Source organism: Mesorhizobium sp. M0659, assembly GCF_040320605.1.
GTDB lineage: Bacteria > Pseudomonadota > Alphaproteobacteria > Rhizobiales > Rhizobiaceae > Mesorhizobium.
Genome location: NZ_JAMYPY010000010.1, coordinates 12,803 through 30,073 on the forward strand (window position 1 = coordinate 12,803; position 17,271 = coordinate 30,073).

At 63.7% G+C, this 17,271-nt stretch carries 16 protein-coding genes; 5 read left to right on the plus strand and 11 right to left on the minus strand.

All coding sequences use genetic code 11. From position 1 onward, the window contains the following. Nucleotides 1–19: 19 nt before the first annotated feature. The 9 genes from NKI31_RS17390 to NKI31_RS17430 all read right to left on the minus strand — a co-directional run bounded on the left by NKI31_RS17390 (nucleotide 20) and on the right by NKI31_RS17430 (nucleotide 10,951). Entirely contained in the window at nucleotides 20–862 is an 843-nt protein-coding gene (locus NKI31_RS17390; protein ID WP_352652184.1) for a hypothetical protein, read from the minus strand. Beyond that, nucleotides 859–1,251, minus strand: a complete 393-nt coding sequence (locus NKI31_RS17395; RefSeq protein WP_023693628.1) for a phage holin family protein — start codon at nucleotides 1,249–1,251, stop codon at nucleotides 859–861. Before NKI31_RS17395 ends, NKI31_RS17390 begins: the two co-directional genes overlap by 4 nt. Next, a complete protein-coding gene (locus tag NKI31_RS17400) occupies nucleotides 1,248–1,856 on the minus strand; it encodes a hypothetical protein (RefSeq protein ID WP_023693627.1) in 609 nt (202 codons plus the stop codon). The genes NKI31_RS17395 and NKI31_RS17400 overlap by 4 nt, the downstream gene beginning before the upstream one ends. A 530-nt stretch (nucleotides 1,857–2,386) precedes the next feature. Then, on the minus strand, nucleotides 2,387–2,803 hold the full coding sequence (locus NKI31_RS17405; protein WP_023731819.1) for a DOPA 4,5-dioxygenase family protein: 417 nt from the start codon (nucleotides 2,801–2,803) through the stop codon (nucleotides 2,387–2,389). Between the two features lie 350 nt (nucleotides 2,804–3,153). Continuing rightward, nucleotides 3,154–3,312, minus strand: a complete 159-nt coding sequence (locus tag NKI31_RS17410; protein WP_023685825.1) for a DUF3309 family protein — start codon at nucleotides 3,310–3,312, stop codon at nucleotides 3,154–3,156. 97 nt (nucleotides 3,313–3,409) lie between these two features. Beyond that, nucleotides 3,410–6,580, minus strand: a complete 3,171-nt coding sequence (locus NKI31_RS17415) for an efflux RND transporter permease subunit (protein WP_352652185.1) — start codon at nucleotides 6,578–6,580, stop codon at nucleotides 3,410–3,412. Nucleotides 6,581–6,661: 81 nt separating this feature from the next. Continuing rightward, on the minus strand, nucleotides 6,662–7,840 hold the full coding sequence (locus NKI31_RS17420) for an efflux RND transporter periplasmic adaptor subunit (protein WP_352652186.1): 1,179 nt from the start codon (nucleotides 7,838–7,840) through the stop codon (nucleotides 6,662–6,664). A gap of 519 nt (nucleotides 7,841–8,359) precedes the next feature. Then, nucleotides 8,360–9,490: a patatin-like phospholipase family protein gene (locus NKI31_RS17425; RefSeq protein WP_352652187.1), complete on the minus strand. Its 1,131-nt coding sequence runs from the start codon at nucleotides 9,488–9,490 to the stop codon at nucleotides 8,360–8,362. Nucleotides 9,491–9,862: 372 nt separating this feature from the next. Continuing rightward, the gene (locus NKI31_RS17430; RefSeq protein WP_352652188.1) at nucleotides 9,863–10,951 is read right to left on the minus strand and encodes a citrate synthase/methylcitrate synthase; all 1,089 of its coding nucleotides are present in this window, start codon (nucleotides 10,949–10,951) and stop codon (nucleotides 9,863–9,865) included. A gap of 93 nt (nucleotides 10,952–11,044) precedes the next feature. Here NKI31_RS17430 and NKI31_RS17435 point away from each other — a divergent pair, with 93 nt between their 5' ends. Then, nucleotides 11,045–12,184: a citrate/2-methylcitrate synthase gene (locus tag NKI31_RS17435; RefSeq protein WP_352652189.1), complete on the plus strand. Its 1,140-nt coding sequence runs from the start codon at nucleotides 11,045–11,047 to the stop codon at nucleotides 12,182–12,184. Here the strand turns inward: NKI31_RS17435 and ftrA are convergent. Next, nucleotides 12,181–13,173 carry a transcriptional regulator FtrA gene (gene ftrA, locus NKI31_RS17440; RefSeq protein WP_502899148.1) on the minus strand — a complete coding sequence of 331 codons (993 nt, stop codon included), beginning with the start codon at nucleotides 13,171–13,173 and terminating at the stop codon, nucleotides 12,181–12,183. The genes NKI31_RS17435 and ftrA overlap by 4 nt on opposite strands. A gap of 89 nt (nucleotides 13,174–13,262) precedes the next feature. Between ftrA and NKI31_RS17445 the strand changes: the two genes are divergently transcribed. Then, complete coding sequence (locus NKI31_RS17445; protein WP_023742754.1) at nucleotides 13,263–13,682, plus strand: rhodanese-like domain-containing protein; 420 nt, start codon at nucleotides 13,263–13,265, stop codon at nucleotides 13,680–13,682. Nucleotides 13,683–13,693: 11 nt separating this feature from the next. Further along, the gene (locus NKI31_RS17450; RefSeq protein WP_023731810.1) at nucleotides 13,694–14,188 is read left to right on the plus strand and encodes a GNAT family N-acetyltransferase; all 495 of its coding nucleotides are present in this window, start codon (nucleotides 13,694–13,696) and stop codon (nucleotides 14,186–14,188) included. 45 nt (nucleotides 14,189–14,233) lie between these two features. Here NKI31_RS17450 and phaR read toward each other — a convergent pair whose 3' ends face one another. Next, on the minus strand, nucleotides 14,234–14,848 hold the full coding sequence (gene phaR, locus NKI31_RS17455) for a polyhydroxyalkanoate synthesis repressor PhaR (protein WP_023685813.1): 615 nt from the start codon (nucleotides 14,846–14,848) through the stop codon (nucleotides 14,234–14,236). Between the two features lie 302 nt (nucleotides 14,849–15,150). Here phaR and NKI31_RS17460 point away from each other — a divergent pair, with 302 nt between their 5' ends. Together NKI31_RS17460 and phbB are read left to right on the plus strand one after the other, a co-directional pair. Beyond that, entirely contained in the window at nucleotides 15,151–16,335 is a 1,185-nt protein-coding gene (locus tag NKI31_RS17460; RefSeq protein WP_352652190.1) for an acetyl-CoA C-acetyltransferase, read from the plus strand. Nucleotides 16,336–16,464: 129 nt separating this feature from the next. After that, nucleotides 16,465–17,190 (plus strand): acetoacetyl-CoA reductase, encoded by a 726-nt coding sequence (gene phbB, locus NKI31_RS17465; protein ID WP_023707257.1) that lies wholly within the window; start codon nucleotides 16,465–16,467, stop codon nucleotides 17,188–17,190. Nucleotides 17,191–17,271: the final 81 nt, after the last annotated feature.

Consider the following 17,271-nt stretch of genomic DNA (forward strand, 5'->3'; position numbering starts at 1 on the left):
TTGATCCAGGATCATCAAGCTAGGTTTGGCGCTGAGACGTATCGGAAATTCGTTCGCGCACGGCATGCTCGGTCTTGTCTGCTGTGGACTTCACGATCTCGCCGAGCTGATCGGCTATCGTGTCTGCTTCCATATCTTGCCGGCCAGCTTCCTGCTTAATGGTCTCATAGGCTTCGGCGGCGACCTGCTTGGCCTCATCGAGGCCCCTATTGAGCAAAGTTTCGGCGGAATCGCGAAGCTTGTCGCCATAGGCGCCTAGTTGCTCGTCCTCCGTTGCGGTATGGGGCAGCATTGCACCTATAGCGGCGCCGATGGCGAGACCGACGGCCGCTACGGCCAAGGGTTGGTCCTCCAACAGATCTTGCGCGGAGCGGCTGGCTTTCGCCGCCATGTCCCCAGTCGTCGAGCTTGCATTGACAGCGCTTCCCGTCAGACCCGCCGCAGCGGCTCTTGCGGTGCTCGATATGGTGTCGCCGACGCTGGTAGCGCTCGAGGAGAGCGATTCCGCGGCGTCGGAGAGCGTGCCGCCCAAACCGCCGCGCTCCCCTGCTACATCATGTCGTCCCGGCGCTGAAGGCAATGGATAGCCAGCCGAACGGTGGGCGGTGTTTGAGGCACCGCTGCCGAACATCAGCCAGGCCAGACCTGCGCCCACCATGGTGACCGGCAAAGGATTGTCTCGGACCTGCGTTCTGAGATTGCTGAGCATGGCCGCGCTCTCCCCTCCCGAGAACAGCCCGGTGAACTCATCCAGCAATTGTCCCGGCGTCATCTTGCCTCGAATGGATTCGGCGGTCTCCATCACCCGGGCGCGAGCCGCCTCGGCCTCGCGTTCAAGTTCGGCTGCGGATTTCTCTTTCATCTCACCTGTTCCTTAATCGCGCTCGCGTCGCGCTTCAGCTGTCCCTGGGTCCGGTCGGGGGTAAGTTCCGAAGGCGCCATGCTGGCCGTCCCGGTCCGCAGCAGGATGACGCCGAGGACCGCCACGACCACACCGACCAGCAGGGAAGACCACCCCGCGCCAAGCCCTGCCCGCGTCAGTGCGATAATGAGCGCCTGCAGCAACACCAAGAGCGCGGCGAGCAGGCAAATCGCGCCGCCCAGCACTTCCGCGGCACCTGCTCCGGCTTTGGTAAGCTTTTCAGAGAGCTCGGCCCGAAACAGCCTCGCCTCGGTTTGCACCAGAGTGGTGACATTCTGGGCCAAATCGGTGACTAGCCCGGCAAGGCTGGGATTGTCCTGGTTATTCATCTGTCCTGCTCCGCGATCTGCGTGGCCCCATCATCGCCGACCACGCCAAAATCTTGTGGACGATCAGCGGACCAACCCTGTGGCTGATCGGTGTGTGATTTGAGGCCTCCCGGAGCGGCCTCAGAATCGGGCCTTGCCGGCGGAGAAGCCTTGATGAACCGCCCGAGAGCCAATCCGGCCAACACCGATCCCGCAAGCAGGACACCGGGATTTTGCCGGCCGAAGGACTGCACGTCATCAAGGACTTGGCTAAAGGGCTTCTGTTTCAAGGACGATGAAAGCCGCTCAAGGCCACTGGCAGCATCCAAAGCGAACTTCGATGCGTTCCTTTCATCGTTGCTGGCAAGGTGATCGCTGGCCGCTCGCAGTGCACCACCCAACGCCGCCAAGCTCGATCCGATGTCGCGCTGCGCCTCCTCCGCCTTGTCGGAGATGACCTGCGTGGCTTCAGATGCATAGTCGCCAGCCTTACGGGTCACCTCGTCCCGCGCGTCGTGAAGCAACTCGCTGGCACGCTCATTTTCCTGGCGAAGTCTTTCGGAGACGTCGCTTTTCGCCTTGTCGAAATCGGTGGGCTGTCCGCCCTGATCCTTCTCATGCTGCATGAGGCCACCTAGTGAAAACCGAGGAAGGAGAGGACCGCGAGCACGACGACGATAAGGCCGATAAGATAGATTACACTGTTCATGTGCACGTCCTCCGTAGCTTTCCAACTTCGACGAACCTGCGATGTTCCGTAAGTGAGAGCATTTATCTCAGCCGAAACGAAGAGGTTCGTCAGGCACGCACCCAGTCACCAGTGAGTTGCCCTGTCCCTCGTGCGGAGCGCCAGTTGCTCCGTCCGAACGGGTGCGCCCGACCCTGCGGGAACGAGTGCCGGCTGCCTCCTCTATTGCAATCTTTGCCTATTCGGCGACCCCGCCTCGGCGTACCGGCGACCAAGGAGAACTCTCCCTTGCCATCCATCGACGGTCCATCGCTCCAACGGCCCCGCGCTGGTTCGGCACCTTCGACGAAGCAATGATGAAGGCATAGGATACGGCTTGAGGCGCAAAGCGGCCTGTCATGCATGCCTGAGCCAGGCTACTGGCGAACGCGTCTCCAAGGCCAAGTCTCTATTTTGCAGAACGCCTCCCTAAGCCCCCAGCGTCGGCTCCGTGTTCACCTCCAGCGCCTCTTCCGCTTCATCCTCTTCACCCAGCACCTCGCCATGAACCCCCAGCGGCCGCCCGATCCAGATCGGATCGACCAGATGGTCGCGCTTGGGGTTGGTGGTGTTGGGGTGGATGAGGATGCTCAGGCCGCCATGGTTAAGCATCAGCCAGGGGACCAGCGTGGCGAAGATCTCGGTGGCGAAGGAGACCTGGTACATGGCCTGTTCGTGCGGGCCGACCGGCTCGTCGCGCCAGTTGCCCAGGCGCACGCGGAAGCGTTCGCCGATGCGCAGGCGCAGCCATTCGGCCTGCTGCCGTTCGGCTTGCCCGTCATAGTAGATGTGGGCGTGATAGCTGGCGATCTCGGCGAGCGGCCTGGGCGGGCTGGCGGTGTTCACCTTGATGGCTCCCTCGGTGATTGTGGTGCGGGCAGCGTATACGCAAGCGGGCGGGGTGGCCAAGGGGGGCACAGCGTGTGCTCGTCATCTCGATTTCGGGCCAATCGCATATGGAGCTCCCCCACTCCGTCTCGGCTTCGCCCAGCCACCTCTACCCCCACATTCGTGGGGGAGAGGAAATGCTAATCGCCAAGATCGCTGCCTTGAAAAGCTTGGCATTTCCTCTCCCCCATGGACATGTGGGAGAGGTGGCCGCGCAGCGGCCGGAGTGGGGGCTGGCACCGCCGTATGCCTATTGCCTGCACTTCGTGGGGCGAGGAAACGCTAATCTCCGATATCTCAGGCTCCGATCAAACCCTGCCCATAAGCACCAGGATCAGCAGCACCACCAGCACAGCGCCGGCGATCCCCGACGGCCCATAACCCCAGGAGCGCGAATGCGGCCACGCCGGTACGGCGCCGATCAGGATCAGGATCAAGACAATGATGAGGATGGTGCTGACGGTCATTAAGAGTCCCTCGCCTTGCTGGTCGGATATGAGGGGACAATGCAAAAGGCCGCCCGGTTGTTCCGGACGGCCTTTTGTCTGACTGAGGAAAGCTGGCCTATTCCGCGGCTTTCGGGAAGGCGATTGCCGGTTCGTCGAGTGGACCCGGTCTCGGCCCCACGGGCGCATCGGGCTTCTTGTCGCGGCCGAACAGCCGGCGGAAGAAGGCATAGAAGCGGCTGTTCTTGCTGCGCGTGAAGATCATCAGCATCGACGGCGTCACCACCAGCGTCAGCAGCGTGGCGAACGACAGGCCGAAGACGATGGCCGAGGACAGCGAAATCCACCATTGCGTCGACGGCGCGTTGATCGTCGTCTCGTGATGGAAGATTTCAAGGCCGAGGCCAAAGGCGATCGGCAGCACGCCGAGGATGGCCGAGACCGCCGTCAGCACGACCGGGCGGGCACGTTCGCGGCAGGTCTGCAGCACCGCCTCCATCTTGTCCCAGCCCTCTTCGCGCAGCCGGTCATAGGTGTCGATGAGCACGATGTTGTTGTTCACCACCACGCCGGCCAGCGCGATGACGCCGATGCCCGACATGACGATGCCGAAGGCTTCGCCGGTCAGCAGCAGCCCCAGGAACACGCCGATCGTCGCCATGACCACGCAGGACAGCACCAGAAGCACGCTGGTGAACTTGTTGAACTGCATCAGCAGCACCAGGAAGATCAGGAAGATCGCCGCGCCGAAGGCCTTGCCGAGGAAGGCGCTGGCTTCGGCGCTGTCCTCGTTGGAGCCGGCGAGCTTCCAGCGTATGCCGTTGTCGAGCTTCATGTCGGTTACCGCCTTGGTCACCTCCGCCTGCACCGCCGCAACCTGGTTACCGGCGGCGACGTTGGCCTGGACGACCACGGTGCGGGCGCCGTCGATGCGGTTGAGGATGCCGACCGTCGGCTCCGGCTTGCGCACGACGAAGTTGGAGATCGGCACCGAGCCTTGCGCGGTCTGCACCCGGAGCTCGTCGAGCGTCGACAGCGTGCGCCGGTCTTCGGGCAGGCGCAGGCGGATATCGACGGCATCGTCGGCGCCGGCGGGCCGGTACTCGGACAGCTTCAGGCCATTGGTCACCAATTGCACCACGGTGCCGACGGCGGTCGGGCTGATGCCGTACTGCGCCGCCTTGGCGCGGTCGACCTCGAGCGCCCAGTCGACGCCGGGCGGCGGCAGGCCGTCGGACACGTCGATGACGTCGGGCACCTTGGCAATGACCGCCGCAACCGCGCGGGCCTGGTCGTCGAGCCCTTTGGGATCGATGGCCGAAAGCCGGAGCTGGACCGCCTTGCCCGTCGGAGGACCGGCCTCCGGCACGCGCACCTCGACATCGACGCCGGGAATGCCGGCCATGACGGTGCGCAGCTCGTCCAGGATGTGGTTGGCCGATTTGCGCTCGCGCCAGTCGATGAACTCATACTGGATGACGCCGACGACGTCCTCCGGCACATCCTGGCCGCCGCCCTGCGTCTTGCCGACGCGGGTGTAAACCGATTTCACGCCGGGCCAGCCGAGCAGCCGGTTTTCGGCGATCCTGGTTGCCGTATCCATTTCGGCCAGCGAGAGATTGCCGCGGGCATGCACATAGAGCAGGCCGTAATCGGGCTCGACGCTGGGGAAGAACTCGACGCCGGCGCCATATTTCGAATAGGCGAAGCCGACACCGGTCAGCAAGACGGCGGTGAGCACCAGCACGGTGATGGGGAAGCGCACCGCCTGCTTGACCAGCGCCATGTACCAGCCGTCGCGATTGTGTTCCTCGTGATGCTCCGGCGCCTTGGCGAAAAGCGCGCCCAGCGTCGGCGCGAACACCAGCGCATAAAGCATCGAGGCCGACAGCGTGACGATCAGCGTGATCGGCATGTATTTCATGAAGTCGCCGATGATGCCGGGCCAGAACAGCAGCGGCGAAAACGCCGCGATGCGGGTCATGGTCGCGGCGATGACCGGACCGGCCATGCGCTTGGCGGCCAGCGTGAAGGCTTCCGCCTTCGGCATGCCTTCGCCCATGCGCCGTTCGGCAAATTCGGTGACGATGATGGCGTCGTCGACCAGCATGCCGACCGCCAGGATAAGGCTGAACAGCACGATCATGTTGATCGTGTAGCCCATCATCGCAAGCAGCAGGATGCCGATCAGGAAGGATGACGGAATGGCAAGCCCGATCAGCAGCGAGGCGCGGCCCGACAGCGCATAGAGGATGACGATGAACACCAGGATGACGGCGATCATCACGTGGTTCTGCAGGTCGCCCAGCAGCTGGTTGACGAAGACAGACTTGTCCTGCGTGTAGGTGATGTTCATGCCTTCCGGCATCGTCTTGACGTAGGCGTCGGACACTTCCCGCACCTTGGCCAGCGTGTCGATCAGGTTGGCGCCGATGCGCTTCTTGACTTCGATGGCGATGGCCGGCTTGCCGTTGAGGCGAGTGATGGTCTCGGCGTCGGCGAAGGTCGAACGCACCGTGGCGATGTCCTTCGCCTGCACGACGGCATTGGGGCCGGCGACCACCGGCAAGGACGCGACATCCTCGGGTGTCTCGATCAGCGACGGCACCTTGACCGCGTATTTGCCTTCCGAACCCTCGATATTGCCGGCGGCGACCAGGCTGTTGGAAGCGCCGACCGCGCCGATCAACTGGTCGAGCTGCAGGCCGTAGGAGGACAGCTTCATCGGGTCGATGACGACCTCGACGAGATCGTCGCGCGCGCCTTGTATGGTGCCCTCAAGAACGCCCGGGACTTCCTCGATGCGGTCGCGCAGTTCGCGCGCCGCCGCCGTAAGCACACGCTCGGGCACATCGCCGGACAGCGTGACGACCAGGACGGGAAACTCGGAAATGTTGACCTCGGTAACAACCGGTTCTTCTGCCGCTTGGGGAAGGTCAGCCTTCGCGTCCTGAACCTTCGAGCGTGTATCAGTCACCGCGGTGTCGACTTTTATAGACGGCAGAAACTCAAGGAAGACAAAGGCACCGCCCTGATAGGCGGATGATTTCATCTCCTTTAACCCCTTGAGACTCTTAAGCTTTGCCTCCAGAGGCCTAAGCAGAAGTCTTTCAGCGTCTTCGGGCGCGATGCCTTGATAGGCAACATTTATATAAACATAAGGGGTAGGAACGTCGGGTTCCGCTTCCTTCGGCGTCGACTGATAGGCGACCCAGCCCGCCAGCAGCAGGAACACCAGCACCGCAATGGTCAGCCGGGCATTGTTGATCGCGAGTTTGACGATATCCATGGCCTGTTCTCAAGATTTCAGGAGCCGCATTGCGGCCGGTTGTCCCCGCCCCGGCTGTCCCCGGCCGGGGCCGTTCCGGCGCTACTGCGTTGTCGCTTCGCCCAACAGCTTCTGGATGGTCGCCTGGTCGGCCTCGACCGGCTTGACTACGTCGCCTTCCTTGACGAGTTCCTGGCCGGCGACGATGACGCGGGCATCGGCTGGAATGCCGCCAAGCACCAGGCCCTTCGGCGAGTCGTCAACGAGGTCGATCGGGAAGAACACCACCTTGTTGTCCTTGTCGACGGCACGGATGCCAAGATCGCCCTTGTCGCCCAGCGTCACCACGGAGCGCGGCAACATGACGGCGTCGGTCGGCTGCGCGCTGAGCGCAATCTCTGCCGTCATGCCGGCCGGCACCGAGCCGTCGGCATTGGGGACGGCGATCTCGACGCGGAAGGTTCGGGTGGCCGACGAGGCGTCGCGGCTGATGTAGCGCACGGTGCCTTCGACGGTCTGGCCGCTGACCAGCCGCACAGCAGCCTTGTCGCCGAGCTTGAGATAGCCGAGGTCGCGTTCGCTGACTTCGCCGCGCGCAATCACCGGATCGAGCTTGAGGATGGTTGCCACCTCGCCGCCCTGCATGATGGAACTGCCGAGCTCCACCGGCACCCGGTCGATGACGCCGTCGAAGGGCGCCTTGACCAGATTGCGCTCGAGTTCGGCCTGCGCCGTTTCCAGCTGCGACTGCGCAGCGGTCAGATTCGAACGCGCCGTGTCGAGCTGCAGCTTGGGCAGATTGCCGGTCTTCATGAGCCGCAGCGATGCGTCGAGTTCAGCCTGGCGCTGCGCGACGAGCTGCCTGGCACTGTCGACCATCGAGATCTTTTCTTCGGCCGCCAGCATCAGCACCAGGTCGCCGGTCTTGACGTGATCGCCCTGCTTGACCGGCAGCTTTTCGATGACGCCGGCGACGCGCGTCGCCAGCACGGCGCGCTTGTCGGCCTCGGTCAGCCCGGAAATGCGGATGGCGCGGGCATAGGTCTTGCGCGGCGGCGTCACCACCGCGACGGTGCGCAGCGGCGCCTTCGGTTCGGCCTCGGCGGTCTTGGTTGCATCCGGTGCCTTGGCCTGATCGCCCGGCTTGGCCTGATCGCCTGCCTTGCCAGCACCTTCGACAGCGGCGCTGCCGACGGACGAGAACGCGCCTGTTCCCATCCAGGCGGCGAAGCCGATGAGCACGACAATAGCGGCAAGCTTGTGAAACCTGATCTTCGGCATCATTTTTTTCCACTGCGGGGTTCGGCCAAGTCGTTATCCAACAGGGTGTCCGTCGTCTAACAGCTACCGTGTCTTCCAACTCGGGCGCGTCGCCGATATGGGTGCGCGCCAGGCCGTGTTCAATTTGCCGTGAACGGCGAAGCCGCGCTTCTACATCAAAGTTGCATCGCAATACAGTCGAAAAGTTGCAGGAACATTGTGCCAGGCGATGTAGTGTGGCCAACGAAAACGGTTTTATCGGCGCCCCGTCAGGCGGCGGAACGACAGTCTCGGAACCATACGGATGTTGGAGGCGCTTTGTTTTCAAGGCGTTTTGAGCACTGATACCCCCCTGTGCCCGCACTAGTTTTTGACGCTCAAATGTGGGCGCGACCTGCGTAGCCACTCAGTGAATGGCAGCAGGCGTCAGTATGATTTTGTATACCGTCACACGCAACGGTTGTTCCGGGACGGAAAGTCGTCGGCGCTACTCCGATTTGCCGAACACTTCGCTGATCGTCTTGATCGATCCGGGCGGACTCAGGCCCGCCGGCGTTCCGCCTCCGGCTTCTTGCGGGCGGCGAGGAATTCCTTCACCCGCCGTCCCGGTGCCGGCCCGCGCACCGGTTTGAAGCCGTCATCGAGTTCGCCGGAAAGATCGAGCGTCGGCCGCTTGCCGACGGCGTCGTAATTCTCCTCCAGCCAGTCGCTGGCCGCTATACGGCCAAGGTCTCTGAGATAGCTCAGGAAGGCCCATTCCGCATTGACCTTGGACGACGCCGACAGATCCTTGAACGCCTCGTCGGCATCGATGCGGTGCATGCGGATGTCGCGGTATTCGCCAGGCGGCAGCCGGCCGGCGGCGATCAGCTCCTTGACGAAGGCGATCGAGCGGAATTCGTTCAGCAGCCCGGCATTGAAGGTGATCTCGTCGATGCGGTTCTGGATCTCGTTGGCGCTTTTCGGCGTGCCCTCGCGCACCACCGGATTGATCTGCACCAAAAGCACATCCTCCGTCGCCGCCGTCTTGAAGAACGGAAACAGCGCCGGATTGCCGCCATAGCCGCCATCCCAATAGGGCACGCCCTTGATTTCGACGGCGCGGAACAATTGCGGCAGGCAGGCCGAGGCCATCACCGTGTCGAGGTCGATCTCGCCATCGGAAAAGACGCGCAGCTGGCCGGTCTCGACATTGGTCGCCGAAATGAACAGCTCCATCGACTTGCAGGCGTGAACATTTTTGAAATCGATCTCCTGCTCGACCACGTCGCGCAGCGGGTTCAAGCCCAGCGGATTGGCGACATAGGGCGAAAACACCCGCGACATGGTGTCGAAGAAGAAATAGCCGGGCGTGTTCTCGATCGACCAGTTGCCCCAGGCGACGTCCCACGGCATGCGCTGCACCGGGCTGAAGCGGCCCTTGGCCGCCACCGCGCGCCAGAAGTCGTCGAGCTTTTGCCGTGCACCCTCGACGCCGCCGCGCACAAAACCATCGGCCAGCGCCACCGCATTCATCGCGCCGGCGCTGGTGCCGGACACGGCTGAAATGTCGAGCCTGCCATCCTCCAGCAGCCGGTCGAGTACACCCCAGGAGAAAGCCCCGTGCGAGCCGCCGCCCTGCAGCGCGATGTTGATCTTCTTCGTTTCCTCCGCCTTGCCGTTTTTGGTCATGGCGTTCCTGTTCGGTTTGGTCGCTGCTGACTCATTCCGCCCGGAAATCGGCGGGTTCGACGGCAGCGGACTTATATTGCAGTGCAGCATATAAGGGATGACCAAGGCAAGAACACGAACACGGTCGCGTGATCACATGAAATTTTGGTCATGGGGAATGGTCCTCCACGCCCAGGTCTTCGCCCTACGAATACCCCCACCCTTGATCCCTCCCCACAAGGGGGAGGGAGACTTGGTAGACGCTGATCTCAGCAAACCACCGACGTTTCGGCGGCGCGCGGCAGCTTCCCTCCCCCTTGTGGGGGTCCGAAGGACGGGCGAGACCCGTGGCTCGCCTCGGCAAGCTAGGGTGGGGTCATCTTCGCAAAAAACTCAAGCGACAAGCTTCGGCACCGGCCCGACATAGCGCGACTGTGGACGGATCAGCCGCCCTGTCGTCTGCTGTTCGCGCGCATGCGCGATCCAGCCGGCGACACGTCCGGCAGCAAAGACATTGCTGAACGCCTGTGGCGGAAAGCCCGCCGCCTCAAGCACAAGCGCTGTGTAGAACTCGACATTGGTCTGCAACGAGCGCTGCGGCTTGGCGATCCGCAGCACTTCGAGCGCCGTGTGCTCGACCTGTTCGGCGAAGGCCAGGCGGCGGCCGGCTTTGCCCTCGCTGCCGAGCTGCCGCACGACGGCTTTCAGTACATCGGCGCGCGGATCGCGCACGCGGTAGATACGATGGCCGAAACCCATGATGCGCTCGCCATGCGCGACCTTCTCGCGCAGCCAACCGGCCGCGTCGCCATGCGCCTGGATTGCATCGAGCATCTCGATCACCGGGCCGGGCGCGCCGCCGTGCAGCGGCCCCTTGAGCGCGCCGAGCCCGGCCAGCACCGACGATGTCAGCCCTGCCAGCGTCGATGCGACGACGCGGGTGGCAAAGGTCGAGGCGTTGAGGCCGTGATCGCAGACGGTGACCAGATAGGTGTCGAGTGCCCTTGCCAGCGCCGGCGACGGGACGGATCCCTCGAGCATCCTCAGCATGTCGGCGGCATGATCGGCCTTCGCGTCAGGTGCGATCGGCTGCTCGCCACGCGCCAGCCGCAGCAGAGCCGGCGTCAGCACGGCGGGCGCCGCGATCAGCCGCAAGGCGTCCGTCAGCGTCTCGCCATCCGGCAGCAGCGCCATGCCGGCGCGCATGGCGCCATAGATCTCAAGCGGTGCGAGCAGCGGCAGCGAGGGCGCAAGCCGCTCGAACACCGCGACGCGAGCCTTGCCCAGCCTCGCTGCCAGTTCGGCATCGCCGGGAAGGCCGTCGAAGAAGCCGTCGAGCAACAGGCGAACGACTTGCGCATAGCGCCAGCGTCCCGCCAATTCCGGCAGCGAATGACCGCGGATCGTCAGGCGGCCGCCAAGGCCATCGACATCGGAGAGCACGGTCTCCGCCGCCACCACATCATCGAGCCCGTTCGCCATATCTCATCTCCTTGCAGCTTTTCTGCATGGGAGATAAGGGTTAGGCTGCGCCTCGATCAATCTTGATCAATATAATCAATATGTGAGCTAAAAATGTCCGAATGGCTGTCGCGGGAAGAGGCGCTGGAAAGGCTCAAGGTCCGGCCGCAGACGCTTTACGCCTATGTCAGCCGCGGCCGCATCGGCATGCGGCCGGATGAGAGCGACCCGCGCCGCAGCCAGTACCGCGCCGACGACATCGCCGCACTGGCGACCCGCCGGGCGCGCGGCCGCAGTCCCTCGGCCATCGCCGAGAGTGCGATCGCCTGGGGCGAACCCTCGATTGCAACAGCAATTTCGACCGTTCTGCACGGGAGCCTCATCTACCGAGGGCAAGACGCCGTTGCGCTCTCCAAATCGGCGACGCTGGAGGAAACCGCCGCTCTGCTGTGGGCCTCGGCCGAACCGGTGACGTTCAAAGCTCCGTCACCTGAAGCGCCTCATCCAGTCGGCCGCGCCTCGGCCTTTGCGCAGCTTGCCATGCTTGCAGGCCACGGGCGGCCTTCGCTAGGACGCAGCGCCGCCTCGCTGTGCACCGAGGCCGCGCGCACAGTCGGAGCGCTGGCGCAGTCGCTGGGCGCTGAAGCCGGCACAGCGCCCGTCCATAAGCGCCTGGCGCAGGGCTGGTCGGTGGATGATGCCGGCGCGGAAGCGATCCGCTGCGCCCTCGTCCTGCTCGCCGATCATGAACTCAACGCATCGACCTTCGCCGCCCGCGTCGCAGCGTCCACAGGCGCCTCGCCTGCCGCATGCCTGCTGGCCGGCCTGGCAACGCTGTCCGGCCCGCGCCACGGTGGCGCCGGCGAAGCGGTGATGCAACTGGCTGAAGATGCAGCAGCCCACGGCGCGGATGCGGCGATCCGGCGCTGGCTCGGCCATGATCGGCCCTTGCCGGCGTTCGGCCATCCGCTCTATCCCGACGGCGATCCCCGTGCCACCGCACTTCTGGAAGTCATCCCTGTCGACGAGACGCTGCAACAGCTGCAAAAAGCCGCCATGGCGGCGGTCGGTGCCCAGCCCAACATCGACTTCGCCCTGGCCGCACTAACGCGCGGCCTTGGCTTGCCGCGCGATGCACCGTTCCAGCTGTTTGCGCTCGGACGCAGTGTCGGCTGGGCCGCGCATATGGTCGAACAGATCATTAGCGGCAGCATCATCAGGCCGCGTGGCCGCTATGAGGGACGCGTGACTTAAGCCGACCTGGCCGTGTTCCCGAACCGCGCACGGTACGCGACGGGCGTCGTGGCGAACTGCTGACGAAAATGATGCCGCAGCGTGCCTGCCGCGCCAAAGCCGGCAGTCTCGGCAATCCGTTCGATCGGCATGGCGGTGTCTTCCAGCAGCGTGCGCGCCCGCGAAAGCCGTTCCGACAGCAGCCAGCGCGCCGGCGTGACGCCGGTTGCGGCCGCGAACCGGCGCAGGAACGTCCGCTCGCTCATACCGGCAAGCTCGGCCAAGATGGCGACGGGATAGTCGGCGGCAATATCGGCGCGCATCCTGTCGATCAACGGTCCAAGCCGGCTGCGCTCATGTGGCTCGGGAACGGAACTCTCGACATACTGCGCCTGGCCGCCGTCGCGATGCGGCGGCACGACCAGACGGCGCGCCACCATGTTTGCAGCCTTGGTGCCGAAGTCGCGCCGAACCAGATGCAGGCAGAGGTCGATGCCCGCGGCACTGCCTGCCGATGTCAGCACATTGCCCTCATCGATGTACAAAACGTCCGGAATCACGGTGATGTCGGGGTACATCTCCGTCAGCTTCTCGCTGTAGCGCCAATGCGTGGTCGCTCTTTTGCCCGCAAGCAGGCCGGCGGCGGCAAGCACGAACACGCCCGAACAGATCGAAAGAATGCGAGCGCCGCGCTCGTGTGCCTTTCGAAGCGCCTCGATCAGCGCCGGCGGCACCGGAGCCTCCGTTCCGCGCCATCCCGGTACGATCACCGTGCCGGCCTGGCCGATCAGATCGATCCCGCCGTCGGCAACAATACGCACGCCGCCCAGCGCGCGCATTTCACCGGTATCAATACCGGCAACTGCAAAACGGTACCAATCCTCACCCATTTCCGGCCGGGGCAAGGCGAAGATCTCAACCGCCACGCCAAACTCGAACGTGCACAGCCCGTCATAGGCAACGGCAACGACAAGAGGGTTGGCAGGGCGCGGATTCGCAGAGGATGGCATGATCTTGACGATATATGGCAAAGCTGCCAGCTGCAATCGCCCTGCTTCCTGTCTTATCTCTCCGTCGCATCAGCAATGGAGATACGAGGATGAGCCACGTGACAGACATTCCGGCGGCATCGCCGGATATCGCCCGCGACCATTTTCTGCTCCGGCTTTCCGTCGAGACCGACTGTTCCGACGTCGCCGCCGCACTGCGTGCCGGAGAGCCGGACTTTGTTCTCCTGCATGTGGTCGGTTCGCCGGAAGCCTATGGACGCCGCCATGTGCCGGGCGCGCTGCATCTGCCCCACCGCGAAATATCGGCCGGGCGGATGGTGCAATGGCCCGAAAGGACGCTGTTCGTCGTCTATTGCGCGGGACCGCATTGCAATGGCGCGGATCAGGCGGCCTTCAAGCTGGCCAGCCTCGGTCGTCCCGTGAAGATCATGATCGGCGGCATAACCGGTTGGCAGGACGAGGACCTTCCTTTCGCTTCAGGCAAGGAGCCCGGTGTCTTGCACGCGTGAGGCCACGCGATATGGTCGGCCTTGAAGACTGGGCAAGCATGCAGAAGGCGATGGTTAGAATTCGTCCATTCGTGCGCCAGGATGTCGGTGCGGTGCTCGCCCTCATACGGGCGCTAGCCGTCTTCGAGGGTTATGACGACAAGCTTCGCGTCACCGAAGCGAACCTCATCGAGCACGGGCTGGGGCCATCGCCCCGGTTCGGCGTGTTGGTGGCGGAGCGAGAGGGCGTGATCGTCGGCATCGCCGTCCACTACCTCATCCCCTGGACCTACGACCTGAAGCCGGTTGTCTGGCTGAAGGAACTCTACGTCACTGAAGCGACGCGCGGCATGGGGGTCGGCCATGCGCTTGTTGAACAGCTTCGCCAACACGCTTTGAGCATTGGTGCCTCCGCCATCAAATGGACGGTGCTGAAATCCAACTCGCCGGCCAAAGCCTTCTACCGCTCGCTCGACGGCCAGCCCGACGATATCTGGGAACCGTGGCAGCTGAAAATCGACCCGTGACGGCCGCCTCAACCAACTGAGGGCGGTCGACCATGCGGCGGTCGCTTACGACATGGTGTCGAGCTTGCGCTGCATGGCGGCGATCTGTTGCTTCAGTTCCTGAAGGTCGTCGCCGCTCTTTTCCGGGACGTCCTTGCGGGCCGGCTCGGGTGCAGCCGCGGCCGCAGCATTTGTGGCGGCGGTCGGGAACGGCGTGAACAGGCGCATCGCGTTCTGGAACATTTCCATGTTGCGGCGTGTCTGCTCTTCCAGCGCCTTGATCGGAGTGGCGATCTTCATCACATCCAGCGGCGACTTGCCGATCGCGCCCTTCATCTGCTCGCGGAACCGCTCCTGTTCCTTGGAGAAGGCCATCATCGACTGTTCGAGGAAGCTCGGCACGATCTGCTGCATCTGGTCGCCATAGAAAGCGATCAGCTGGCGCAGGAACGGGATCGGCAGCATGTTCTGCCCATCCTTGTTCTCCAGTTCGAAGATGATCTGCGTCAGCACCGGATGGGTAATGTCGTCACCGGTCTTGGCGTCCTGGACGGTGAACTCCTCGCCCTTCTTGACCATCTCGGCCAGATCCTCGAGCGTCACATAGGTGCTGGTGCCGGTGTTGTAGAGCCGGCGATTGGCATATTTCTTGATAATGATAGGGTCGTCTTTCGCGGCCATCAGCATCCTCCCGGGACACCGGCGCGCCTGAGTAAGCCGCCGGTAACGATTGCGCCATTTTTAAGGATATGCGCAAAAGCTCTATAATTCCAAGCGCTTTGTGCAGTGCGGCATCATTTATTGCTGCATGGCCGGCCAATTATGCTGCGCAGCAAAGGTTGGGCGATCCCGCCGGCCGCTCACGCCCTGCTTGCGGCGCTTGGCCGGCATGCCCATTTCCGGTTTGACTTGGGGTGTGGAACGGGCAAGAAAAGTCCCAACAAGCCCCCAAGAACACGACACCTCGAAGTCTGGAGAGAAAAATGTCCGCTTCCAATTCAATCGTCGTTGCCAGCGCCGCACGCACGGCTGTCGGCTCTTTCAACGGCGCCTTCGCCGCCACCCCGGCGCATGAACTTGGCGCCGTCGTCATCAGGGAGCTTTTGGCGCGCGCCGGCGTCGAGCCGGGTGAAGTCGACGAGGTCATTCTCGGCCAGGTGCTGACCGCCGCGCAGGGCCAGAACCCCGCCCGCCAGGCGTCGATCAATGCCGGCCTGCCCCAGGAGACCACCGCCTGGGGGCTCAACCAGGTTTGCGGCTCTGGCCTGCGCGCCATCGCGCTCGGCATGCAGCAGATCGCCGCCGGCGACGCCACTGTGATCATCGCCGGCGGCCAGGAATCGATGTCGCTGTCGCCGCACGCCGAGCACCTGCGCGCCGGCGTCAAGATGGGCGACTACAAGATGATCGACACCATGATCAAGGACGGGTTGTGGGACGCCTTCAACGGCTACCACATGGGCAACACCGCCGAGAACGTCGCCCGCCAGTTCCAGATCACCCGCGACGACCAGGACCAGTTTGCGCTGGCCTCGCAAAACAAGGCCGAGGCCGCGCAGAAGGCCGGCAAGTTCAAGGACGAGATCGTCGCCTTCACGATCAAGGGCAGGAAGGGCGACACTGTCGTCGACCAGGACGAGTACATCCGCCACGGCGCCACCATCGACGCCATGTCCAAGCTGAAGCCGGCTTTCGACAAGGACGGCACCGTGACCGCCGCCAACGCGTCGGGCATCAATGACGGCGCCGCCGGCGCGCTGCTGATGAGCGAGGCTGAAGCCACAAGGCGCGGCATCACCCCGCTGGTGCGCATCGCCTCATGGGCGACGGCCGGCGTCGATCCGGCGATCATGGGCACCGGACCTATTCCCGCCTCGAAGCGGGCGCTCGAGAAGGCCGGCTGGTCGGTCAAGGACCTCGACCTTGTCGAGGCCAATGAAGCCTTCGCTGCGCAGGCCTGCGCCGTCAACAAGGGCATGGGCTGGGATACGTCGATCGTCAACGTCAATGGCGGCGCCATCGCCATCGGCCATCCGATCGGCGCGTCGGGCGCCCGCGTCTTCAACACGCTGGTTTTCGAGATGCGCCGCCGCCGCGCCAAGAAGGGCCTTGCCACGCTGTGCATCGGCGGCGGCATGGGCGTCGCTCTGTGCGTGGAAGCGCTGTGAACAAGAAGTGAGTAGTGAATAGGGAGTAGTGAATAGGGAAGAAGGAGCAGCGCGGCGGGATATCGATCCCTACTCGCTATTCCCTACTCCCTATTCCCTTCTTCCGACCAAAGGGAGGAAGAACTTTCAATGACCAAAGTAGCGCTCGTCACCGGTGGATCGCGCGGCATCGGCGCCGCCATATCGATCGGCCTGAAGAATGCCGGTTACACCGTTGCCGCCAACTATGCCGGCAATGACGAGGCAGCGGGGAAGTTCAGCGCACAAACCGGCATCAAGGCCTACAAATGGTCGGTCGCCGACTACGACGCCTGTGCCGCCGGAATCAAACAGGTCGAGGCCGATCTCGGCCCGGTCTCGGTGCTGGTCAACAATGCCGGCATTACCCGCGACGCCATGTTCCACAAGCTGACGCGCGAGCAGTGGAAGGAAGTCATCGACACCAATCTGTCTGGGGTCTTCAACATGACGCATCCGCTGTGGGGCGGCATGCGCGACCGCAAATTCGGCCGCGTCATCACCATCTCCTCCATCAACGGCCAGAAAGGCCAGGCCGGCCAGGTCAACTATTCCGCCGCAAAGGCCGGCGACATCGGCTTCTCGAAGGCGCTGGCGCAGGAGGGCGCGCGCGCGGGCATCACAGTCAATGTCATCTGCCCCGGCTACATCGCCACCGAGATGGTCAAGGCGATCGACGAGAAGGTGCTGAATGAACGCATCATTCCGCAGATCCCGGTCGGCCGCCTCGGCGAACCGGAAGAGATCGCGCGTTGCGTCGTCTTCCTCGCCTCTGAGGACGCCGGTTTCATCACCGGCTCGACCATCACCGCCAATGGCGGCCAGTACTTCGTCTGAACGACAGCAATTTCGCCCGGTAGGACGGGCCGCCTTAAGGCCCGTTTTTCATCGCCGGCCGGCGATGTTCCCCGGGCTGCG